Here is a 21,714-nt window from a genome sequence, read left to right on the forward strand (position 1 = left end):
CGGAGCGGCAGGCCGGGCCGGGCCGGGCGGGCCGGGCGGGCTGGTCAGGGCAGCCGACGGGCCAGCCAGGGCAGCAGCGCGTCGCCCTGCAGACGCTGGAACGCCCGGACCGTGGGGATGCCCGGCGGGGGCGGCTGCCGGGCCGCGTCCAGGAAGAACCCGGCCAGCCCGGCCAGCACCCCGGTCACGCCGGCCGGATCGGCGCCGGCGGTGAGCGGCCGGGCCCGCAGCAGGACCTCCGGGTCGTGCCCGCCGTGCACCTGCACGTTGACCAGCACCAGCAGGCTGTCCAGCCAGGCCGGTCCCCGGCAGGCCCACGGCCAGTCGACCACGCTCACCGTGCCGTCCGGCCCGATCAGCAGGTTGTCGGCCCGGATGTCCAGGTGGCACAGGGTCTCCCCGGCCAGCGCAGCGAGCCCCCGCTCGGCGGCGGCGTGCAGCTCCGGCAGCCGGGTCCGGGCCCACGGGTCCAGGTCGGCCGGCGGGTCCTCGGCGATCCGCCGCCAGCCGGCGAAGTCCTGCGCGAGCCGCTCGGCCGCCGTGGGCGCCGCCGCCACCGCCGCCGGGGTGAGCGCGGCGGCCATCGCCTCCAGGGTGGACAGCACGGCGGCCAGCTCGTCGGCGTCCCACGGGGTCGCCGGGTGCCGACCCTCGACGTCGGCGAAGACCAGCGCCACCCAGTCGCCGTCGTCGTAGCTGCCGAGCAGCCGGGGCGCGGGGGTGCCGGACGGCAGGGCGGCGGCGACCAGCGCCTCGCTGCGGTGCATGTGCGGGCTGCGGTCGTTCTGCGCGGGGCTGACCGCCTTCACGAAGGCCCGCCCGCCGCCGGCGGTGCGCACCCGGTCGGCGGTGCCCGGGGAGAAGCCGCCGTGCTGCGACACCGCCACCACCACCCGGTCGCCGAGGATCTCCTCGACCGCGACCCGGACGTGGTCGGGCAGGTCGGTCCAGCCGATCCGGGTCCTCGTTCCGTTCGTCACCACCTCACGGTGCGGGACACCGCCCGCCCCCCACAAGCCGGTTTCCGCCACCCTGTCCGGTTTCGGCGGGCCCGATCGCACGTACGCATGTCCATCCGTGCAGCGGGAAACCGGCGCGTGTCGTCACCTGGGGAGGAGCAACGGATGACGGATGGCACCGGACTGACCATCGGTGTGCTCGGCTCGTACGGCGGTCGCAACCTCGGCGACGAGGCAATCCTCACCGGTCTCCTGGCCGACCTTCGGCGGCACGAGCCGAATGCCCGGATCATCGTCTTCTCCCGGAACCCCGCGCACACGGCGCTGGCCCACCCGGACGTGGAGGCGGTGCCCTGGGAGGGGGTCAGCCGGGCCGACTCGGCCATGATCCTGGGCCAGCTCGACCTGCTCATCCTGGGCGGCGGCGGCATCCTTTACGACAAGGAGGCCCGCCGCTACCTGCGGGTGGTCCGGGTCGCCCAGGAGCGTGGCCTGCCGCTGCTCACGTACGCGGTGGGCGTCGGCCCGCTCAGCGACGGCGTGGACACCGGCATGGTGCGGGAGACCCTGGCCGGGGCGACCGAGGTGACCGTGCGGGACCAGGAGTCCCGGATGGTGCTGGAGGAGGCCGGCCTGCTGAACCCGATCACCGTCACCGCCGACCCGGCGTTCCTGCTGGAGCCGGAGCACTTTCCGGCGAACTGGCTGCGCGAGGAGGGCGTGCCCTCCGGCACGCGGCTGGTCGGATTGAGCGTCCGTGAACCGGGCCGGGCGGCGGAACGCCTCGACGTGGACGGCTACCACCGGCTGCTCGCCCAGATCAGCGACTTCCTGGTGCACCGGATCGACGCGTACGTGCTGTTCGTGCCGATGGAGCGGGACGACATCCGGCACTCGCACGGGGTGATGTCGCACATGATCGCCGCCGAGCGGGGCCGGATCCTGCACAACGACTACTCGCCCCGGCAGGTGCTCGGCCTGATGAAGCACTTCGACCTCGCGGTCGGCATGCGGCTGCACTTCCTGATCTTCGCGGCCATGATGGGCACACCGTTTCTGCCCCTACCGTACGCGGGGAAGGTCTTCGACCTGGCCCAGCGGCTCGGCGTGCCGGCGCTGCGCGGCGTGGAACGCGAGGTGGAGGGCCCGCTGCTGGCCGAGGTGGACCGGCTCTGGGACGAGCGGGACGCGCGGGCCGACGAGACGGCCCGGCGGGTGGCCGAGGTGTGCGAGCAGGCGCGCGGCACCTCGCAGGTCACCCGGGGCGTGCTGGAGAGCCTCCGGTCCCGCACCATGGTCCGGGCCGGCTGAGCGCGGCGGCGTCAGACCGCCGGGCCCCGCCAGGTGTAGACCCACGGGCGGCCGTGCGGGTCGTCCGACTCCAGCTCGTAGATCTGCGCCTCCGACAGGCCCTTCGGGCCGAGGTGGTGGTGGGTCAGCGGCGGGCGGTCGTTGCTGTCCAACTCGACGGTGACCGTCTCACCGTCGGCCGCGCCGCCCACCAGCGGGATCTGCACCGTGGATGCCATGCGCCCATCCTGCCCCCGGTGACAGCCGGTCCGCAGGGGGTTGGCGGGGCAGCGGGCGGGCGTCCGGCGGGACTAGGGTCCGGAGATGGCGGACACCACGATCGACCCCACGCTCGGGCCCGTCCTCGCCCGCACGGGTGACGAGCGGGCCGTGCTCGAATCGTTCCTCGACTTCCACCGGGCCGTCGTGCTGCGCAAGGCGCGCGGCCTCTCCGACGCCGACGCGAGCCGGCGCCTGGTGCCCTCCCTCACCACCCTCGCCGGCCTGCTCAAACACCTGGCGCTGGTGGAGCGGAACTGGTTTCCCTGCCTGTTCGCCCCCGAGCCGGGGGACGTCTACCTCACCACCGAGGAGGAGGCCGAGGCGAGCTTCACCCTCGACCCCGGCGAGACGGTCGAGACCCTCGCGGCGGCCTACGAGGCGGCCTGCGCCCGGTCCCGGGCGGTCGCCGTGCGGTTCGACCTTGATCACGTGGTGCCGCACCCGCAGCTCGGCGAGGTGTCGCTGCGCTGGGTGCTGGTCCACCTGATCGAGGAGACCGCCCGGCACGCCGGGCACGCGGACATCCTCCGCGAGCTGACCGACGGCCGGACCGGGGCGCTCTGAGCCCTAGCCCCGGGGCAGCAGGCCGGACGGATACTCCATCCCGTCGTGCGTGCAGGCGGCGGCGGCCACCCGGGCCGCGTACCGGGCCGCGTCGAGCGGGGACGCACCGCGCAGCCGGGCGGCGATCAGGCCGGCGGCGAACGCGTCACCGGCGCCGTTGGTGTCCACCACCGGGGCCGGCGGCGTGGTCGCCGGCATCCGGACCGGCGGGGTGTCCGGGGCGTGCAGGGTCGAGCCGGCCGCGCCGGAGGTCACCAGCACCGTCCGGGGCGCCAGCTCCGCCGCCACCTTGCCGGCCCGGTCACCGAGCCGGACGTCGCTGACGAAGACCAGGTCGGCCGCGTCCGCGAAGGGCCGGTGGTAGTCGTTCTCGCCGTCCCAGTCGTGCAGGTCGGTGGAGAGCGACACGCCGTCGGCGAGGCCCGCGCGCAGGGTCGGCAGCGCCGCCCGGGCCCAGTCGATGATCGACACGTGCACGTGCGCCGCCTCGCCGAGCAGGGCGGTCAGCTCCGCCTCGGGGACGGGTGCCGGGCCGGACCAGGGGCGCGGGTCGTAGAGCGACATCCGCCGGCCGGCCGGGTCGACCATGTTCACCGACCGGCGGGTGCCGGCCGGAGCGTCAACCAGCACCGTGCGTACCGAGGTGCGGGCCAGCGCGGCCCGGACCACGTCGCCCGCCGGGTCCGCGCCCAGCACGTCGACCAGCCCCACCCGCAGGCCTAGGGCGTGCGCGGCGAGCGCCACCCCAGCGCCGGTGTTGCCGATCCGCAACTCGACCGGCGGGACGAGCAGCGAGTCGGCGGCCGGCAGCGGCAGGGTGGGCACCTGGGCGCGGATGTCGACGCCCAGGCCGCCGATCACGAGCAGATCGAGCATGCCGCCGACGCTAGTCGGCCCGGTCCGCGTCCACCGCCCCGGGCCTGCCCCCCGTCCGGCGCCGGAACGCCGCTATCCTCGACAGTCGTCACGAGGAGGGCGCAGGTGCTGGTCATCCACGGCTCGTGGCTGGTCGGCACCGGTCTCGCCGTCTGGGCGGAGGACAGCGCCCGCCCGGCCACCACGCCGCGCCGTCCCGGCCGGGCACCGCGCGAGCGTCCCCATCCGTTCGCCGCCGACCACGCCGCGCTGGCCGCCGCGCTCGGCGAGCACCCGGGCGAGGCGAGCAGCGTACTGCTCACTCTCCCCACCCGGGCCGGCGCGCCGCTGGACTCGCCCGAGCTGGTCCGGGCCGCCGTCGCGGACCGGGTCCGCGGCCGGGTCACCCTCGCCGGCTGGCGGGCACCCGCCCGGCTGTACGCCCCCGACGCCGCGCTGCCGCTGCTGCGCGCCCTCGACCAGCTCGCCGGGGTGCCCGGGGCCGACCTGCGTCACCTGGCCGAGCTGGCCGACCTCGCCGCCGACCTGGTCACCCGCGGGCGGCTGCTGCCCGGCATCGCCGACCCGTTCCCGGCCTCGTCGCCCGCAGCCCCGGAGACCTCGCCCGGACCCGGATCCGGCCCGGGTGGGCAGGTCGCCCCGAGCCGGCGGGGTCCCCGCCCGGTCGACGCCACCGACGCGGTGACCGTCCGGGCGGTGTGGCGACCGCTGCTCACCGGCCCGGACGCCGCCTGGTCCCGGTCGCTCGCCCTCGCCCTGCCACCGGCGGCCCGGTCCGCCACCCTGACCGCCGCGCCGGCCGTCCGCGCCGCCACGCCGGCCACCTCGGACGTCGTGCCGCCCGCGTCGAATGCCGCGCCGACCGCCGCGGGCCCGCCGGAGCCGGGGGAGCTGGTCGCCGACGCGCTGGACGCGCTGACCGACGCTGCTGCCCGGGCGGCGCTCGCGGAGACGGCGCTGCACCGGGGAATGCGCCCGGGTCCGGTGCCCCGCTGGCTGGCCGCGCTCACCGGACCGGACCGGGTGTTCACCGTCCCGCCGGCCGCGCTGGACACCCTTCGTACCGAGTTGGACGCCTGGCAGCGGGACGCCGCCGGTGGCGCGGTGCGGGCCGCCTTCCGCCTGGTCGAGCCGGCCGTCGACCCGGTGGCCGAGCTGGTCGAGGGAGACGCCTGGCGGGTCGAGTTCGGCCTGCACCCGGCCGACGAACCGGGCCTGGTGGTCGACGCGGCGGACGTCTGGCGGGGGCCGGCTCCCGCGCTCGCCGGCCGGGGGGGCGACCCGCAGGAGACCCTCCTCGCCGAGCTCGGCCGGGCCAGCCGGCTCTGGCCGGAGCTGGACGACGCGCTGCGCACCGCCACGCCCGAGGGGATGGAGCTGGACGCGGCGGGGGCGCACCGGTTTCTCCGGGAGGGCGCGCCGGTGCTGCACGCGGCTGGCTTCGGGGTGCTGCTGCCGTCCTGGTGGCGACGTTCCTCGACGCGGCTCGGCGCCCGGCTGCGGGCGCGCGGGCGGACCGCCCCCGGCGCCGTCGCCGCCACCGCCGGCGGACTCGGGCTGGACGCCCTGGTCGACTACCGCTGGGAGGTCGCCCTGGGCGACCAGCCGTTGACCGCCGACGAGCTCGCTTCGCTGGCCGAGCTGAAGTCCCCGCTGGTCCGGTTGCGCGGGCGCTGGGTGGAGCTGGACCCGAAACGCCTGGAAGCCGGTCTACGGCTGCTCCGCTCGGCCGGCGAGCTGACCGTGGCCGACCTGCTGCGGATGGGCCTGGCCGAGGCCGACCGCCCGGACGAGCTGCCGGTGCTGGAGGTGACCGCCGACGGGGCGCTCGGCGAACTGCTGGCCGGGGAGGCGGAACGGCGGCTCACTCCGGCCGACCCGCCGGCCGGGTTCGCCGGCACGCTGCGGCCGTACCAGCGGCGCGGGCTGGCCTGGCTGGCGTTCCTCCAGTCGCTCGGGCTCGGCGGGATCCTCGCCGACGACATGGGGCTGGGCAAGACGGTGCAGCTGCTCGCGCTGCTCGCCGGGGACCCGCCGGAGGCCGGGCCGACGCTGCTGGTCTGTCCGATGTCGCTGGTCGGCAACTGGCAGCGGGAGGCGGCCCGGTTCACGCCGGGGCTGCGCGTCCACGTCCACCACGGGGCCGAGCGGGCCCGGGGCGAGGAGTTCGCCGCCGCCGTGCACGCCGCCGACCTGGTCCTGACCACCTACTCGGTGGCCGCCCGGGACGCGTACGACCTGGCCGGCACCGACTGGCACCGGGTGGTGGTCGACGAGGCGCAGGCGATCAAGAACGCGGCCACCCGGCAGGCCGAGGCGGTCCGGTCGCTGCCCGCGCGGCATCGGATCGCGGTCACCGGCACCCCGGTGGAGAACCGCCTCGCCGACCTCTGGTCGATCATGCAGTTCGCCAACCCCGGCCTGCTCGGCCCGGCGGCCACCTTCCGCAAGCGGTTCGCCGAGCCGATCGAGCGGCACGGTGACGCCGAGGTGGCCGGGCGGCTGCGCCGGATCACCGGCCCGTTCGTGCTGCGTCGGCTCAAGACCGACTCGTCGATCATCTCCGACCTGCCGGAGAAGCTGGAGATGGAGGTGCTCTGCAACCTCACCGCCGAGCAGGCGGCGCTCTACCGCGCGGTGGTCGACGACATGATGGCGAAGATCGAGTCCAGCGACGGGATGGAACGCCGTGGCCTGGTGCTGGCCACGATGACCCGCCTCAAGCAGGTCTGCAACCACCCGGCGCAGCTGCTGCACGACGGCTCGGCCCTGCCCGACCGCTCCGGCAAGCTGGAACGGCTCGAGGAGATCGTCGACGAGGTGCTCGCGGCGGGGGAGAAGGCCCTGCTCTTCACCCAGTACGCCGAGTTCGGCGGGATGCTGCGCGGGCACCTGTCGGCCCGCACCGGCCGGGAGGTGCTGCTGCTGCACGGCGGGGTCGGCAAGGCCGAGCGGGACGCCATGGTGACCCGGTTCCAGTCCCCGGCCGGCCCGCCGCTGTTCGTCCTCTCCCTCAAGGCCGGCGGCACCGGGCTCACCCTGACCGCGGCGAACCATGTGGTGCACGTGGACAGGTGGTGGAACCCGGCCGTGGAGGACCAGGCCACCGACCGGGCGTTCCGGATCGGGCAGCGCCGTCGGGTGCAGGTCCGCAAGTTCGTCTGCGCCGGCACCGTGGAGGAGAAGGTGGCCGCGATGATCGCGGACAAGCGCAGCCTGGCGCAGCAGGTGGTGGGCGCCGGCGAGCAGTGGGTCACCGAACTGTCCACCGACACGCTGCGCGAGCTGTTCGCGCTGGAGTCCGGGGCGGTGGTCGAGTGAGTCCCCAGGAGCGGCCCCGGTTCGCGGAGTTCGGCCCGCCCCGGCGGGTCGACGGCGGGTTGAAGGCGCGCAGCACCCGGGGTGCGATCGGGCGCTCCTGGTGGTCCCGGCGGTTTTTGGAGGTGTTGGAGTCCTTCGCGCTCGGCACCCGGCTCACCCGGGGCCGGGCCTACGCGCGCCGGGGTCAGGTGCTCCGGCTCGACGTCGCCCCCGGTCTGGTCACCGCCGACGTGCAGGGCTCACGGGCGGATCCGTACCCGGTGCGGATCGGTCTGGCGGCGTACCCGGACGAGGTCTGGGACCGGATCGAGGCGGACCTGGCCGGTCAGGCGTTCTTCAGCGCCCGGCTGCTCGCCGGTGATCTGCCCCCGGAGCTGGAGGACCTGTTCGCCGCCGCGGGCGCGCCGCTCTTCCCGGCGGACGTCGAGGAGTTGGAGCAGCACTGTGGCTGCCCCGATTTCGCGGTGCCGTGCAAGCACCTGGCGGCCACCTTCTACCTGCTGGCCGAGGCGTTCGACGCCGACCCGTTCCGGCTCCTGCACTGGCGCGGCCGGGACCGGGCCGAGCTGCTCGGCCGGCTGCGTACGCTGCGAGGCGGCAGCGCCATTCCGGACGGTGCACCGGCCGACCGGGCGGCGGCGCGGGGCGCGCCGGTCGGCCCGGCGGACGGCCCGCCCCGGCCCGAGCCGGTCCTGGGTGCGGGTCGGGTGCTCGGCGGCCTGCCGCCGGCCCCGCCGGCCGACGAGGTGGACCGGTTCTGGCTGCCCCCGGTGCCGCTGCCCGACCGGCCGCCGACCCTGGCGACCGGACCGGAGCTGTTGCTGCGCCAGCTCGCCCCGCCCGGGGCCGAACTCGGCGGGCCCGGCCTGGGCGAACGGCTGCGCCGGGCGTACCGGGAGTTCGGCCGCCCCCGGCCGCCGGCCGAACCGGACGATCCGGCCGCCGCGACCCCGTCATAGCCAGCGCCGCCGGAACCGCCACATGAGCCCGGCGTTGGCCACCAGCACCAGGGCGCAGATCGCGCCGGCCAGTCGTCCGGCGAGTACGGTCATCGCCGGCAGCGAGGCCCACAGCACGATCGTCAACAGCATCAGGTACCGGCCGCGGCGGCCCCTGGCCCGGTTGTCGAGCCGGGCGAAGAACTGCGGGTCGCTCTCCCTCAGCTGGCGGGTGATCTGCTCGAACCTGCGCTGATCCTCTTTGCTGAGCATGGCGGTGCCTTCCCCTCACGGCTTCAGCGGTCCGGCGGCATACCCGCAACGGCGGCGGGTCACGCGCCGCTCCCGCTGCCACTTTCGCCGGCCGCGCGGGCGGTGCGGATCTGGTGGGCGAAGGACCTCAGGATGGGCTTACCGCCGCCTTAACTTTCGCTGTACGGCCGAACGGCGCAGATAGCGCCGCGACGGCGGCAAACGTTACGTCCGGGCGTTCGGCGTCCGGATCGGCCCTGCTCCGGACGCCCGGTGGGTTACCGGGGCGTAGCGCCCGCGCCGGAGGCGGGCTGAGCGGTGTCTTAAGTGCCCTCGTCGGTGCCGTCGGCGCGCCTTGAGCGGCCGGGAGCGGCTGGCTACCTTCCCGGACAACTTCTCCGGCAACCGTCGCCGCCCCCTCCGTCCCATCGGTCGTAGGGCGTGCCGGCGCTCGAAGAAAACGGGACAGGTAAATGGCCGACCGCAACGTGCCACCGCGTCGATCCCGGGACGACCGCGGCTGGGACGGATACCAGAACCCCCTCCCGGACCGGTACCACCTGGACAACGCCTCGCCCTACGCCGCGCCCTACGCCGGGCCCGACGGCCACCTCCCGCCGACGTCGGCGACCCAGGGGCCACAGTGGGTCGGCCCGGACGGCTTCGGCTCCACCGGCCACGTCCCGTCGCCCATCGGCGGACTGCCCGACCTGGACGATGACGACGAGCCGCGCGGCGGCCGGCGCCGGGCCCTCGCCGCCCTCGGCGCCGCCGCGGTGGTCGCCGGCGGTGCGGCCCTGGCCATGTCCCCGCGGGTGCGGGGCCTGTTCGGCGACGACCCGGTCGGTGACGCCACGGGTACGGCGGCCACCGACGGCACCGCCGCCCGGCCGAGCGGGCAGCAGCCGAGCACGGTGCGCACCTACACCGAGCAGAACGAGAGCTACACGGGGTCCCGGGCCGGTGCGGCGCTGAAGCGCAACTCGCCGTCCGGCGGCCGGGTCTTCGCCGGCCCGGCGGCCGCCGCGGCCGCCACCGAGGTGACCGTCAAGACGGTGCTGGCCAAGGATCCGGTGCGGCACCTGGCCAGCCGGGCCACCTTCGGGATCACCTCGAAGGTGCTCGCCGACATCAAGCGGCTGGGCATCGACGACTGGCTGCGCCAGCAGCTCGAACCGGAGAAGATCGCACCCACCGCGGCCGAGCTGAAGCTGGCCGACCTGCCGTCGCTGAAACTGACCCCGCGGCAGCTGCGCGACCAGCGGGGCGTCGACCCGGCGCGGGAGACGGTCGACGCCACGATCGCCCGGCAGATCTGGTCCGACCGTCAGCTCTTCGAGGTGATGGTCGACTTCTGGAACGACTTCCTGCACGTCGCCGCCGACTTCGACGGCGGCGGGATCCATCGCAACGCCTTCGACCGGGACGTCATCCGCAAGCACGCCCTGGGCAGCTATCCGGACATGCTGGTGGCCGCCAACAAGCACCCGGCGCTGCTGCTCTACCTGAACCAGAACGACTCCCGCAAGGACGCGGTCAACGAGAACCTGGCCCGGGAGAACCTGGAGCTGTACTCGGTCGGCGTCGACGGCGGCTACACCGAGAAGGACGTCCGCCAGGCGGCCCTGTTGCAGACCGGCCGGGGGGTCGAGAACACGAAGTACGTCTTCCGCGCCGAACGGCACTACCTCGGCAAGGTGAAGATCCTCGGCTTCAGCCACGCCAACGACTCGGCCGACCCGAAGACCGCCGATCAGGTCATCGACCAGTACGTCCGCTACCTCGCACTGCACCCGTCGACCGCCGGGTACGTGGCCCGCAACCTGGCCACCCGGTTCGTCTCGGACACCCCGCCGAAGTCCCTCGTGGACCGGCTGGCCAAGGCGTACGCCACCAACCGCGGGCAGATCCGGCCGGTGCTGGCGACCCTGTTCAGCTCCTCGGAGTTCTGGGCCGCCGTCGGCCAGAAGGTACGCCGTCCGATGGAGTACCTGGTCGCCACGTACCGGGTGCTCGGGGTGGGGCCGAACGCGTCCCCCGGCTTCCAGGGCGACGGCAGGCGGACCGCGTTCGCCGAGGGGCTGCGGCAGGTCCAGGACAAGCTGCGCCAGTTGGGGCAGTACCCGATGGGCAAGCCCACCCCGGACGGGTACGCGGACGTCTACGTCGCCTGGACCTCCGCCGGGACCATGGTCGACGGTTGGAACGAGGCCGGTGACCTGCTCGCCGGTTTCCGGAACGAGTTCACCTACGCCGAGCCGGAGCGGTTGGTGACGAAGCCGCCGGCGACCGCCGGGGCGTACGTCGACGCGTTGGCCCTGCGGCTGGTGCACCAGAAGCTGAGCGCCCGGGAGAAGGCGCTCGTCCTCGGCGTCGCCGGTGTAACGGCGAGCACCAAGGTCGACGCCACCTTCAACGGGGCTGTCGTCGCGGTAGCGCGGACGATCCTCGCGTCCCCCCAGCACCACCTCCGGTGAGGCATTCGATGGAGATGAGCGTGAACCCCTACCCCCTGCACCCCGGATGCCCCGACCTGCGGCGGCTGGCCGACAACCCGGCCGACGCGCTGCTGCGCGCGGAGGCGCGGACCGTCGCGGCCGAGAACGCCGCCGAGGCGGACCGCTACCGCCGGCTGGAGGAACTGGAGGAGGCCCAGCAGGACGGCCGGGGCGTCACCCGGCGTACCTTCGTGGCCGGTGCCGCGGCCACCGCCACCGCCCTGGCCACCGCCCAGTTCGTCACCACCTCGGCGTCGTTCGCCGCGACGAGCACCGGCACCCTGATCCACGTCTTCCTCTACGGCGGACTGGACGGGCTGAGCCTGGTCGCCCCCACCGACGACCCGGTGCTGGCCAAGGTCCGCCCCGATCTGCTGCTCGGCAACGACTCGCTGGCGATCGGCCGCGGGTTCAAACTGACCAGCGCCTTCGCGCCGCTGGAGCAGTGGCTCAAGGCCGGGCAGCTCGGCTTCGTCCCGGCGGTCTCCGACCCCCGGCTGTCCCGTAGCCACTTCCAGGCCGCCGACGCCTGCAACCTCGGCGGGCTGCCCAGCGAGACCGGGGGCCGGGGTTGGCTGGACAGCCTGGTCGACGCCCTCGGCAAGGGCACCGCGTTCCGCAGCGTCGGCATCGGCAGCACGCTGCCCCGCTCGCTGGTCGGCGTGAACGGCGCGCTCGCCCTCAACAGCGTCGGCGAGCTGCGACTCAACGGTGACAACCGGTACCGTGCGGCGACCGAGAAGGCGATCCGCGGCCTGTTCACCGGGATCAACCACCCGGTCGAGGACGCGGTGCAGGAGGGGATGGGCGCGCTGGCCACCGCGCAGAAGCTGGCCGCGAAGCCGTACCAGCCGGCGACCGGGGTGACGTACCAGGGTGTCGGGCGGGCCTTCCAGCAGCTCGCCCAGCTGATCAAGGGAGGGGCGAACGTCCGGGTCGCCACCGTCGGCATGGGCGGCTACGACACCCACGAGAACCAGGGCACCGGCGCCGGCGGGCAGCTCTGGCGCCGGCTCAACGAGCTGGCCACCGCGATGGCCGCGTTCTTCACCGACCTCGGCGACCGGGCCGCCGACGTGACGATCATGGTGTCCAGCGAGTTCGGCCGGCGGGTGGCCTCGAACCAGGGCGGCACCGACCACGGGCACGGCGGTGTCATCACCGTGCTCAGCGGGCGTAAGCTCGCCGGATCCCTGCTCGGGTCCTGGCGCGGATTGAACGAACTGGACAGCGGGGACGTACCCGAATACAACAACATGTTCAACGTCTACGGATCCGTCGCTCAGGGGCGATTCGGCCTGACGGCGGCCCAGGTGGACAAGATCTTCCCTCGGCAGAAATTCACCCCCATGAAGTTGTACGCGTGACATACCACGACACTTACGACACATACACCGGCGGCCGCCATACGAGGATTGATCCCTCGTACGGCGGCCGGCCCGCGCGCCCCCCGCAGCCTGCCCCGGCGCCCCCGCCGCCGGTGCCCGATCCGGCCGTACCCGCGCACCTGGGCCTGCCGCGGCGCGGGCCCGGCGCCCGGCGCGCCCTGGCCGCGCTCTTCTGGGCCGGCCTGGTGCTCAGCGTGCTGCCCTGGTGGCTCAACACCCCGGCGGGCGGCCTGGCCGCCACCGGTGACGTACTGCTGGCCGTCGGCCGGATCACCGGCCTGATCGGCGGCTACCTGCTGCTGGTCCAGGTGCTGATGATGAGCCGGCTGGCCGTGCTGGAGCGCTGCCTCGGCGGCGAGCGGATCTCCCGCCTGCACCGGGACGTGGGCGCCACCCTGCTGGTCGCCGTGCTCGCCCACCTGGCCACCCTGCTGGTGGCCTACGCCGAGGCCGAGCAGCACTCGATCTTCGGCGAGATCGGGGTGATGCTCAGCGACTACGAGGACATGGTCTCCGCGTTCGTCGCCACCGGCATCCTGGTCGTGGTCGCCCTCACCGCGATCCGGGCGATCCGCACCGTGCTGCCCTACGAACTCTGGTACGTGCTGCACCTGTCCAGCTACGCGGTACTGGTGTTCGGCTACGCCCACCAGTTCAGCAACGGCGCCGAGCTCTACCCGAAGGGCCCGGTGCGCACCGGTTGGTACGCCGCGTACCTGCTGGTGATCGCCGCGCTGGTGTGGGGCCGGCTGGTCGCGCCGCTGCACTTCAACCTGAGGCACCGGCTGCGGGTGGCCGAGGTGGTGGCGGAGAGCCGGGACACCATCTCGATCTACCTGACCGGCCGCGACCTCGAGTCGCTGCCGATGCTCGGCGGGCAGTACTTCCGCTGGCGCTTCCTCGCCCTCGGCAGCTGGTGGCAGTCCCACCCCTTCTCGCTCTCCGCCGCGGCGAACGGCCGCTGGCTGCGGCTCACCGTGAAGGTGGTCGGCTCGCACACCGCCGACCTGCGCGACCTCGACGCGGGCACCCGGGTGTGGGCGGAGGGCCCGTCGGGCACCTTCACCGCCGCGCACCGGACCCGGCAACGGGCGCTGCTCATCGCCGGCGGCAGCGGCATCGCCCCGCTGCGGGCCATGCTGGAGGAGCTGCCGCCCGGCACGGCGGTGATCTACCGCGCCCGTACCCCGCAGGACGTGCTGCTGCATCACGAACTCGACTGGATCGCCCAGACCCGGCAGGCCTCGGTCTGGTACGTCATCGGCTCCCGCCACGAGCCCGGCCCCCGTCAGGTGATGAGTCCCGAGGGGCTACGCCGGCTGGTGCCGGACGTGACCCGGCGGGACGTCTACCTGTGCGGCCCGTCCGGCCTGATCGACGAGGCCGTCCGGGTGCTGCGGCAGGCCGGCGTGCCCCGACGGCAGATCCACCAGGCCACGTTCGAACTGTAGGAGAGGTCTCACGATGCGTCGCGCGCTTCTCGCGATCACCGGGCTGGCGGCCAGCACCACCGCGCTGGTGGTGCTCAAGGGCTCGCCGGGCGCCGGTCAGGCCGCCCAGGCGCTCCCCGGTGACCAGCCGCCGGCCGTGCCGGGCGGGGTCGACCCGGCCGGCGCCGCCGGTCCCTCGGCCGCCGTGCCGGCCCCCTCCGCCGCCGGCACGAAGCCGTCGGCGAAGCCGAGCGCGAGCGGCACCCGGAGCGCGGACGCCAAGCCCACCGCCACGAAGACGACCGCCGCCCCGAAGACCACCACCGCCGCCCCGAAGCCGGCGACCCGGACCCTCTACGGCCCGACGGTGAGCTACAAGTACGGCTCGCTGCGGGTGCAGATCACCGTCTCCGGCACCAAGATCGTCAACGCGACGGCGACCGGGATGCCGAGCAGCGGCGAGTCCGGCCGCAAGAGCGACGACGTGCAGAGCGCCTACAGCGGTACCTCCGGGCAGGTGGTGCAGAAGCAGAGCGCCAACCTGAACACCGTCTCCGACGCCACCTACACCAGCAACGCCTACAAGCAGTCGTTGCAGAGCGCGATCAACCAGATCTGACGTGGCGGAGCAAACGGCGCGGCCGGGGCTGACCCGGGTGGAGCAGGTGATGGGTACGGCGATCAGCCTCGATCTCGCCGACGAGCTGCCACCCGCGCGGCTGGCCGAGCTGGCCGACCGGACCTTCGACTGGCTGCGTGCGGTGGACGCGCGGTTCAGCACCTACCGGGACGACAGCGAGGTCTGCCGGCTGGACCGGGGCGAGCTGCGGCTCGCCGACGCCTCCGCCGACCTGCGGCTGGTGTTGGAACGCTGCGCCGACCTGTGGGCCGCCACGGACGGCTGGTTCGACGCGTACGCCACCGGTCGGCTCGACCCGTCCGGCTACGTGAAGGGCTGGTCCGCGCAGGTCGCCTCGGACCGGCTGGTCGCCGCGGGAGCGCCGAACCACTGCCTGAACGCCGGCGGTGACGTGGTGGTCCGCGGGCTCTCCGCGACCGGGGAGCCGTGGCGGATCGGGGTGCGCCACCCCGACGACTGGTCGTCGGTCTGCCTGGTGCTCGCCGGCACGGACCTCGCGGTCGCCACCTCCGGAGTGCATCACCGCGGGCACCACGTGATCGACCCGCGTCGCGGCGAGCCGGCCCGCGGGCTGCGGCTGGTCACCGTGGTCGGTCCGGATCTCGGCGACGCCGACGCGTACGCCACCGCCGCGCTGGCCATGGGGGAGTCCGGTCTCGGCTGGCTCGATCGTCTGGACGGCCACCTGCACGCCGTCGTCACCGACGACGACCGGCTGCTGCACTCCACCCGGCTTCCGCTGGTCGACTGATTCCCGAGGGTGGCGGGCGTCGGGAATCAGCGCAGCGGGCGGTGGTCGATGGCCGGGCGGGAGCCGGTCGGGCGGGGCCGGCCGGGTCGGGTCCCCCAGGGCCGGGTCGCACCCCAGCGGCGCGGACGGCGATGGGGCCGTGAAGGCTCGGTGCCGCCGGTGTGGCGGGCCGCGTCGTCCCTGGACATCGTCAACCCCCGCTCTGGCGCGTGCGCGCCGTCGCCGTCACCGGTTCAACGACCGCGGCGCCGGGGAGGACGCTGCCTCCGGAGCCGCCGGTCAACGGCCGCGCCGGGGGAGCGGAAGGTGGCCGGGGAGCAGGTCGGAGGTGAGCGTGACCCCGGCCGACCGTAACGCCTCGATCAGCGCGTTCTGCACCAGGTAGGAGTCGGGCAGCTGCCAGTGGGCCTGTTCCGGGGCGACCGCCCAGCGGACCGTCCCCTCGGGCAGCCGGGTCGGCGGCGCGGCGATCCACGAGCCGGGGCCGTGCCGGACCACGTGGAAGCAGTGCTCCAGCTCCGGCCGGAGCGGGTCACCCGGACGGACCAGGAACATCCAGCGGCCGGTCGGGGTGACCAGGACCGGCCCGCGGACTCCGGGCCCCGCCGGATGGGTGGCGACCGCGTCCAGTACCCGCCGGCCGAAGTGGGCGGCGACCTCCAGCACGTCGAACGAGCGCCCGGTGGGCAGCAGCACCGCGTGCGGCCGGTCGCGCCACCAGGTGGCCACCCGGGCCGGATCGGTGCTCGCCGCGTGTTCCCAGTTCTCCAGCGCCGGGTGGCAGCCGACGGTGGGGCAGCCGGCCCGGCCGCAGACGAAGCGGCGGTTCGCCAGGCATGCGCCCGGGGTCACCGCCCAGCCGTGCAGCGCGTAACGGACGGCGACCCGGCGCAGCCGGACGCGTTCCAGGGACGGCAGGTGGGTCACGCGCGGTCCGACATTCCCCCACATGTTCGCCTCATCCCCTCTTTGTCCTGTTTGGACGCCGCGATGTAACACTTCGAACGCCGTCACTGCTGTAAACAACAGTCGTTGAGCTGACAAGCGGCTGATGCAACTTGCACGGAAACTACGAGGATTGGCCGTACGGCTGACGTACAGACTGTGCGACCAGCGAAAACCTGAATACCGACGGACCGTTGCGATGGTCGACCGGGGGGAGATCAGCCGGACGCGGGCAGGGGGAGGGGCGCAAAGATGGACGAATTGCCCATAGGCCGTCGAGTGGCCTACTGGCGCAGCCGGCGAAAGATGTCCCAACAGGTCTTCGCCGACCGCCTCGGCAAGTCCAAGAGCTGGGTGGACAAGGTCGAGCGCGGCGTCCGGCGGCTGGACAAGTTCTCCGTGGTCTACGAGATCGCCGACATCCTCGAGCTCGACGTCCAACTGCTGCTCGGCAAGGACCCGGAGCGGCGTTCCGACGCCCTCACCTGCATCGATCAGATCGAGGTCGAGGAGATCCGGGCCGCGCTGGAGCGATACGACTCGATGAGCGCGTACTTCGACGCGGCGCCCTACCCTCCGCCGCTGGCGGACCTGCGCAAGGCGGTCAACCACGCCTGGCTCACCTACCAGTACGGCCGCTACGGCCTGCTCACCCGCGCCCTGCCCAAGCTGCTGCGCGAGGCCCAGGCCGCCGACGCCGGCCACGACGGCGACCAGGCCCGGGAGGCCGCCCACCTGCTCGGGCAGGTCTACCAGATCGCCTCCTCGGTGCTCCGCAAGCTCGGCGAGTGCGACCTGGCCTGGCTGGCCGCCGACCGCTCGATGGCGGTCGCCCAGCGGGCCGACGACCCGCTGCTCGCCGGCATCGCCACCACCCGGGTCTGCAACGCCCTCGTCGCCATGGGCCGCCCCCGCCCGGCGCTCGAACTCAACGTCCGGATCGCCAACCGGCTCGCCCCCGGCGGCGGCAACGACGTCACCCCGGAACGCCTCTCCGTCTACGGCATGCTGCTGCTCCAGGGCGCGATGGCCGCGGCCCGGACCGGCGACTCCGCCACCGTCGACGACCTGCTCGGCGGTGCCCACGAGGCGGCCACCCTGCTCGGCGGCGACCAGAACCACTACTGGACCTCCTTCGGCCCGACGAACCTGCAGCTGCACCGGGCCGCCGCCGCGGTCGAGCTGGGCGACGGCGGCCGGGCCGTGGAGACCCACCACGGCATCCCCGAGCCGGCGTTCAACGCCCTGCTGCCCGAGCGCCGCGCGCACCACCTGCTCGACCTGGCCCGCGGCTACGCCCAGATCGGCGACGTCGCCCACGCCGGCGAGATGCTGCTGCGCGGCGACCGGCTCGCGCCCTCCGAGATCCGTTGCCGGCCGATCGCCCACGAGGTGATGTCGGACGTGCTCCGTCGCACCCGGGGTGCGCCGCCTTCGCCGATCGCGGAGTTGGCTGAGCACATGGGAGTCGGGGTATGAGCGAGCGCATCGTCGGGCACGGCGCGGTCCTGCCTCGTGTCGGCGCCGACCGCCGGGAGGCGGCGGCATGAGCGCGGGTCCGGTCGGATGAACGGTCCGCACACCGCCGACGCGCACCCTCGGGTGCTCTACGTCATCGCCTGCGGCTCGCCGCTGGCCCGCAACGTCGGCCGGCTGGTCGACCTCGCCCAGCGGGACGGCTGGGACGTCTGCGTCGTGACGACGCCGGACGGTGCGAAGTTCGTGGACCGGGCCGCGCTGGCCCGGCAGACCGGTCATCCGGTACGCACCCACTACAAGAACCCGGGCGACCTGGACGTCCTGCCCCCGGCCGACGCGATGCTGGTCTGCCCGGCGACGGTCAACACGGTCAACAAGTGGGCGGCCGGCATCACCGACACGCTCGCCCTGGGCCTGCTGGTCGAGGCGCAGGGGCTCGGGGTGCCGATGGCCGTCGTCCCGTACACGAACACCGCCATGGCCGCGCATCCGGCGTTCCTCGCCGGTCTGGCCCGGCTGCGCGAGTGGGGCGTGCGGGTGGTCTTCGGCGAGCAGGTCGTGCGGCTGCACCCCCCGGGCACCGGGGAGCACCACCTGGACGCCTTCCCGTGGGCGGTGGGCCTTGCCGCGCTGGGCGGCGCGCAGCGCCCGGTCGCCCCGGTCGGCTGAGCCGGCCCGGCCGGGCCGGTGGGACGGGTTCCCGCCGGCCCGACCGGCTGCGCGGTGGGCGGCACCGCCCCGGGATCCCGACCCGATCCGCCACCGGAGCTCGCGTCCGACACCCTGCCCGGCCCGGACGCCGGTAAGCTGGCCGCCCGTGAGCACAACCGGATCCCCAGCCACGGTCGCCGACGTGGTGGCCGCGCTGGACCGCCGCTACCCGCCCGGCTGGGCCGAGGAGTGGGACCGGGTCGGCCTGGTGCTCGGCGAGCCCGCCAACCCGGTGCGCCGGGTCGCCTGCGTGGTCGACGTGGTGCCGGAGACGGTTGACGAGGCGCTCGCCGCCGGGGCCGACATGATCGTCGCGCACCACCCGCTGCTGCTGCGGGGCGTCTCCTCGGTCGCCGCGACCACGTACAAGGGGCGGATCGTCCACCGGTTGATCAAGGCGGACGTCGCGCTGTACGTGGCGCACACCAACGCCGACGTCGCCGATCCCGGCGTCTCCGACGCCCTCGCCGCCCGGTTCGGGCTGACCGGGCTGCGTCCGCTGCACCGTCCGCGTCCCGGCTCGCCGGCCGACGGCCCCGGGCGGGGGATCGGCCGGATCGGCGAGCTGCCCGGCCCGATGACCCTCGCCGAGCTGACCCGGCGCGCCGCCGCGGTGCTCCCCGTCACCGCCTGGGGAGTTCGCGCCGCCGGGGATCCCGGGCGTATGGTTCGTACCCTCGCCGTCAGCGGCGGCTCGGGGGACAGCTTCCTCGCCGAGGCGACCGCCGCCGGGGTGGACGCGTTCCTCACCGCCGACCTGCGCCATCATCCCGCCGGTGAGCACCTCGCCGCCGGTGGCCCGGCCCTGCTGGACGCCGCCCACTGGGCGACCGAACGACCCTGGCTGGACGACCTGGCCGCCCACCTGCGGGACGAGCTGGGCGTCGAGACCATGGTGTCCGACCTGGACACCGACCCGTGGACCGTGCACGCCGCCGCGCCCCGACCGGACGACAAGGAGCCCCGACCGTGAAGGCTGACCCGAAGGTGCAGCGCCGCCTGCTCGACCTGCAGGCGATCGACACCGCCCTCGCCCAGCTCGCCCACCGGCGTCGCACGTTGCCTGAGCTGGCCGAGCTGGAGGCCCTCGCGCGGGAGCTCTCCGCGCTCGAGGACGAGCGGGTCCGCGCCCAGGTGGCCGTCGACGACCTGGACCGGGACATCGCCCGGCTGGAGAAGGACATCGACCAGGTCCGCGCCCGCAAGAGCAAGGACGAGGCCCGGCTCGCCGCGGGCAGCGGCCCGGCCCGGGAGCTGGAGGCGATCCAGCACGAGCTGGTCTCGCTGAACCGCCGGCAGGGCGACCTGGAGGACGCCGAGCTGGAGCTGATGGAGCAGCGGGAGACCGCGCAGGGCGTGCTGGACGGCGTGGAGCGGCGGATCGCCGACGCCCGGGACCGGCGGGCCGCCGCCGAGCAGCGCCGCGAGGAGAGCCTGGCCGAGATCGCCAAGGACGAGGAGTTCAAGCGCGGTGCCCGCCAGCCGCTCGCCGGCGACCTCCCGAGCGACCTGGTCGCCCTCTACGACCGGATCCGCGAGGACACCGGCCTCGGCGCGGCGCTGCTCACCGGCGCCCGCTGCGGCGGCTGCCGGCTGGAGCTCTCCGGCGCCGACCTGGCCCGGATCCGCAAGGCCGCCCCGGACGACGTGGTCCGCTGCGAGGAGTGCCGGCGGATCATGGTCCGGACCAGCGAGTCGGGGCTGTAGCCGTCGTGGCGGTGCGCGCGGTCGTGGTGGAGGCCGACGGCGGGTCCCGGGGCAACCCGGGGCCGGCCGGCTACGGGGCGGTGGTCCGGGACCCGGAGACCGGCGAGGTGCTGGCCGAGCGCTCCGAGGCCATTGGCACCGCCACCAACAACGTCGCGGAATACCGGGGCCTGATCGCCGGGCTGGAGGCCGCTGCCGAGCTGGGCGCGGTCGAGGTCGAGGCGCGGATGGACTCCAAGCTGGTGGTCGAGCAGATGTGCGGCCGCTGGCAGATCAAGCACCCGGGGCTGCGCCCGCTCGCCGCGCAGGCGGCCGGCCTGGTCGGCCGGTTCGACAGCGTCCGGTTCAGCTGGGTGCCCCGGGAGCGCAACAAGCACGCGGACGCCCTGGCCAACGCGGCGATGGACGCCGCCGCCGGCATGGCCCCGACCCGGGCGGCGGTGGAGCCGCCGCGGATCGTGGAGCCGCCGCGCGAGGTCGCCGCGCCCGACTCGGCTGCCCGTGCCGCGGCGCGTGAGGTGGCGGCCCGTGCCGCCACCGGCCGGACGACCGGCACCGACCCGGCCACCACGCCCGCCTCCTGGGAGCCGCGCCCCACCGAGGAGGCCACCCGGCTGATCCTGGTCCGGCACGGGGAGACCGAGCGGACCGTGCAGAAGCGCTACTCGGGCCGCGGAGACGTTCCGCTCACCGATCGGGGTCGGGCCCAGGCCCGCGCCACCGCCGCCCGGGTGGCCGCCCTGGCGCCGTCCGTCGCCGCGGTGGTCAGCTCGCCGCTGGCCCGGTGTACGGCGACCGCCGAGGCGATCGCCGCGCTGGTCGGCAACCCTCCGGTGCGCACCGACGACGACCTGATCGAGTGCGACTTCGGGGTCTGGGAGGGGCGCACCTTCGCCGAGGTGCGCGAGGGCTGGGCCGGCGAGCTGGACGCCTGGCTCGCCTCCACGAGGATCGCCCCGCCGCAGGGCGAGTCGTTCGTCGCGGTCGCCGAGCGGACCGGCCGGGCGGTCGAGCGGTTGGGCAGGGGATACCCGGGGGAGACCGTCGTGGTGGTCTCCCACGTCTCGCCGATCAAGCTGGTGCTGCGCGACGCCCTCGCCGCCGGGGACGCCTTCCTGCACCGGCTCTACCTGGACACCGCCGGCGTCTCGGTGCTGGACCTCTACCCGGACGGCGGCGTCGCGGTCCGCTCGGTCAACGACACCGCCCACCTGATCGACCTCTGATCCCGTGCCGGCCGTCCGGCCGCCCAGCCGCCCGTGATCGCCGTTCGGCGCACACGGGCAGCCGCTCGGCGCACCGGGATCGCCCGGCTGAACGTGACCGCACTCACAGGGTCGTAGCCTCCGGCCGTCACATGGCAAGTTACGACTTCCCGGAGGTGTGTCACATGGCTGCACCAGAACCGGAGGCGCCGACAACGGCGCGATCCAGGGCGAAGGACCACAGCCCCTGGAACTGGTTGCTCTTCATACCGATCGTGGTGCCGCTGATCCCGGCCTTCTTCAACTCCGACTCGCCCCGGCTGTTCGGGTTCCCGCGCTTCTACTGGCTGCAACTGGCCTACATCGTGCTCGGCGTGGCCACCACCACGGTGGTCTACCAGCTGACCAAGAAGCGGGGTGACCGGTGAGCGCGAGGAATGAGCCGGGCCTGCGAGTCCCGCAGTCGCGAACGAAGGTG

The 21,714-nt window shown here is 74.5% G+C and carries 20 protein-coding genes; 15 read left to right on the forward strand and 5 right to left on the reverse strand.

Annotated elements, in window-relative coordinates; genetic code table 11:
• Window positions 1-44 precede the first annotated feature (44 nt).
• The gene (locus ACL02O_RS02360) at window positions 45-980 is read right to left on the reverse strand and encodes a phosphotransferase (RefSeq protein ID WP_412816244.1); all 936 of its coding nucleotides are present in this window, start codon (window positions 978-980) and stop codon (window positions 45-47) included.
• Between the two features lie 144 nt (window positions 981-1,124).
• On the opposite strand from ACL02O_RS02360, the gene ACL02O_RS02365 reads away from it, so the two are divergent.
• A complete protein-coding gene (locus tag ACL02O_RS02365; protein WP_412816245.1) occupies window positions 1,125-2,270 on the forward strand; it encodes a polysaccharide pyruvyl transferase family protein in 1,146 nt (381 codons plus the stop codon).
• A gap of 11 nt (window positions 2,271-2,281) precedes the next feature.
• Here the strand turns inward: ACL02O_RS02365 and ACL02O_RS02370 are convergent, their stop codons facing one another.
• A complete protein-coding gene (locus ACL02O_RS02370) occupies window positions 2,282-2,488 on the reverse strand; it encodes a hypothetical protein (protein WP_412816246.1) in 207 nt (68 codons plus the stop codon).
• An 85-nt stretch (window positions 2,489-2,573) separates the two neighbouring features.
• Between ACL02O_RS02370 and ACL02O_RS02375 the strand changes: the two genes are divergently transcribed.
• The gene (locus tag ACL02O_RS02375) at window positions 2,574-3,095 is read left to right on the forward strand and encodes a DinB family protein (RefSeq protein ID WP_412816247.1); all 522 of its coding nucleotides are present in this window, start codon (window positions 2,574-2,576) and stop codon (window positions 3,093-3,095) included.
• A gap of 3 nt (window positions 3,096-3,098) precedes the next feature.
• On the opposite strand, the gene ACL02O_RS02380 is transcribed toward ACL02O_RS02375, so the two are convergent.
• Entirely contained in the window at window positions 3,099-3,971 is an 873-nt protein-coding gene (locus ACL02O_RS02380; protein ID WP_412816248.1) for a carbohydrate kinase family protein, read from the reverse strand.
• Window positions 3,972-4,076: 105 nt separating this feature from the next.
• Here ACL02O_RS02380 and ACL02O_RS02385 point away from each other — a divergent pair, with 105 nt between their 5' ends.
• Both ACL02O_RS02385 and ACL02O_RS02390 read left to right on the forward strand, forming a co-directional pair.
• Window positions 4,077-7,292 carry an SNF2-related protein gene (locus tag ACL02O_RS02385; protein ID WP_412816249.1) on the forward strand — a complete coding sequence of 1,072 codons (3,216 nt, stop codon included), beginning with the start codon at window positions 4,077-4,079 and terminating at the stop codon, window positions 7,290-7,292.
• A complete protein-coding gene (locus tag ACL02O_RS02390; RefSeq protein ID WP_412816250.1) occupies window positions 7,289-8,251 on the forward strand; it encodes an SWIM zinc finger family protein in 963 nt (320 codons plus the stop codon). The genes ACL02O_RS02385 and ACL02O_RS02390 overlap by 4 nt, the downstream gene beginning before the upstream one ends.
• Here ACL02O_RS02390 and ACL02O_RS02395 read toward each other — a convergent pair.
• On the reverse strand, window positions 8,246-8,503 hold the full coding sequence (locus ACL02O_RS02395) for a DUF3040 domain-containing protein (RefSeq protein ID WP_412816251.1): 258 nt from the start codon (window positions 8,501-8,503) through the stop codon (window positions 8,246-8,248). The genes ACL02O_RS02390 and ACL02O_RS02395 overlap by 6 nt on opposite strands.
• A gap of 452 nt (window positions 8,504-8,955) precedes the next feature.
• Here ACL02O_RS02395 and ACL02O_RS02400 point away from each other — a divergent pair, with 452 nt between their 5' ends.
• The 5 genes from ACL02O_RS02400 to ACL02O_RS02420 all read left to right on the forward strand — a co-directional run bounded on the left by ACL02O_RS02400 (window position 8,956) and on the right by ACL02O_RS02420 (window position 15,189).
• Complete coding sequence (locus ACL02O_RS02400; RefSeq protein ID WP_412816252.1) at window positions 8,956-10,959, forward strand: DUF1800 domain-containing protein; 2,004 nt, start codon at window positions 8,956-8,958, stop codon at window positions 10,957-10,959.
• A 14-nt stretch (window positions 10,960-10,973) separates the two neighbouring features.
• On the forward strand, window positions 10,974-12,347 hold the full coding sequence (locus ACL02O_RS02405; protein ID WP_412816253.1) for a DUF1501 domain-containing protein: 1,374 nt from the start codon (window positions 10,974-10,976) through the stop codon (window positions 12,345-12,347).
• Window positions 12,348-12,460: 113 nt separating this feature from the next.
• Window positions 12,461-13,819 carry a ferredoxin reductase family protein gene (locus tag ACL02O_RS02410; RefSeq protein ID WP_412816254.1) on the forward strand — a complete coding sequence of 453 codons (1,359 nt, stop codon included), beginning with the start codon at window positions 12,461-12,463 and terminating at the stop codon, window positions 13,817-13,819.
• A 13-nt stretch (window positions 13,820-13,832) separates the two neighbouring features.
• The gene (locus tag ACL02O_RS02415) at window positions 13,833-14,417 is read left to right on the forward strand and encodes an FMN-binding protein (protein ID WP_412816255.1); all 585 of its coding nucleotides are present in this window, start codon (window positions 13,833-13,835) and stop codon (window positions 14,415-14,417) included.
• Window positions 14,418-14,466: 49 nt separating this feature from the next.
• On the forward strand, window positions 14,467-15,189 hold the full coding sequence (locus ACL02O_RS02420) for an FAD:protein FMN transferase (RefSeq protein WP_412816272.1): 723 nt from the start codon (window positions 14,467-14,469) through the stop codon (window positions 15,187-15,189).
• Between the two features lie 279 nt (window positions 15,190-15,468).
• On the opposite strand, the gene ACL02O_RS02425 is transcribed toward ACL02O_RS02420, so the two are convergent.
• Window positions 15,469-16,140, reverse strand: a complete 672-nt coding sequence (locus ACL02O_RS02425) for a bifunctional DNA primase/polymerase (protein ID WP_412816256.1) — start codon at window positions 16,138-16,140, stop codon at window positions 15,469-15,471.
• A gap of 246 nt (window positions 16,141-16,386) precedes the next feature.
• On the opposite strand from ACL02O_RS02425, the gene ACL02O_RS02430 reads away from it, so the two are divergent.
• The 6 genes from ACL02O_RS02430 to ACL02O_RS02455 all read left to right on the forward strand — a co-directional run bounded on the left by ACL02O_RS02430 (window position 16,387) and on the right by ACL02O_RS02455 (window position 21,664).
• Window positions 16,387-17,613 carry a helix-turn-helix domain-containing protein gene (locus tag ACL02O_RS02430; protein WP_412816257.1) on the forward strand — a complete coding sequence of 409 codons (1,227 nt, stop codon included), beginning with the start codon at window positions 16,387-16,389 and terminating at the stop codon, window positions 17,611-17,613.
• Between the two features lie 87 nt (window positions 17,614-17,700).
• Window positions 17,701-18,282: a flavoprotein gene (locus ACL02O_RS02435; RefSeq protein WP_412816258.1), complete on the forward strand. Its 582-nt coding sequence runs from the start codon at window positions 17,701-17,703 to the stop codon at window positions 18,280-18,282.
• A gap of 184 nt (window positions 18,283-18,466) precedes the next feature.
• Window positions 18,467-19,297, forward strand: a complete 831-nt coding sequence (locus tag ACL02O_RS02440) for a Nif3-like dinuclear metal center hexameric protein (RefSeq protein WP_412816273.1) — start codon at window positions 18,467-18,469, stop codon at window positions 19,295-19,297.
• Complete coding sequence (locus ACL02O_RS02445; protein WP_412816259.1) at window positions 19,294-20,031, forward strand: zinc ribbon domain-containing protein; 738 nt, start codon at window positions 19,294-19,296, stop codon at window positions 20,029-20,031. Before ACL02O_RS02440 ends, ACL02O_RS02445 begins: the two co-directional genes overlap by 4 nt.
• Window positions 20,032-20,036: 5 nt before the next feature.
• Window positions 20,037-21,257, forward strand: a complete 1,221-nt coding sequence (locus ACL02O_RS02450; RefSeq protein ID WP_412816260.1) for a bifunctional RNase H/acid phosphatase — start codon at window positions 20,037-20,039, stop codon at window positions 21,255-21,257.
• 164 nt (window positions 21,258-21,421) lie between these two features.
• Window positions 21,422-21,664 carry a DUF3311 domain-containing protein gene (locus ACL02O_RS02455; RefSeq protein ID WP_412816261.1) on the forward strand — a complete coding sequence of 81 codons (243 nt, stop codon included), beginning with the start codon at window positions 21,422-21,424 and terminating at the stop codon, window positions 21,662-21,664.
• Window positions 21,665-21,714: the final 50 nt, after the last annotated feature.

Origin of the sequence: Micromonospora mangrovicola (assembly GCF_047200535.1) — a bacterium.
Lineage (GTDB): Bacteria > Actinomycetota > Actinomycetes > Mycobacteriales > Micromonosporaceae > Micromonospora.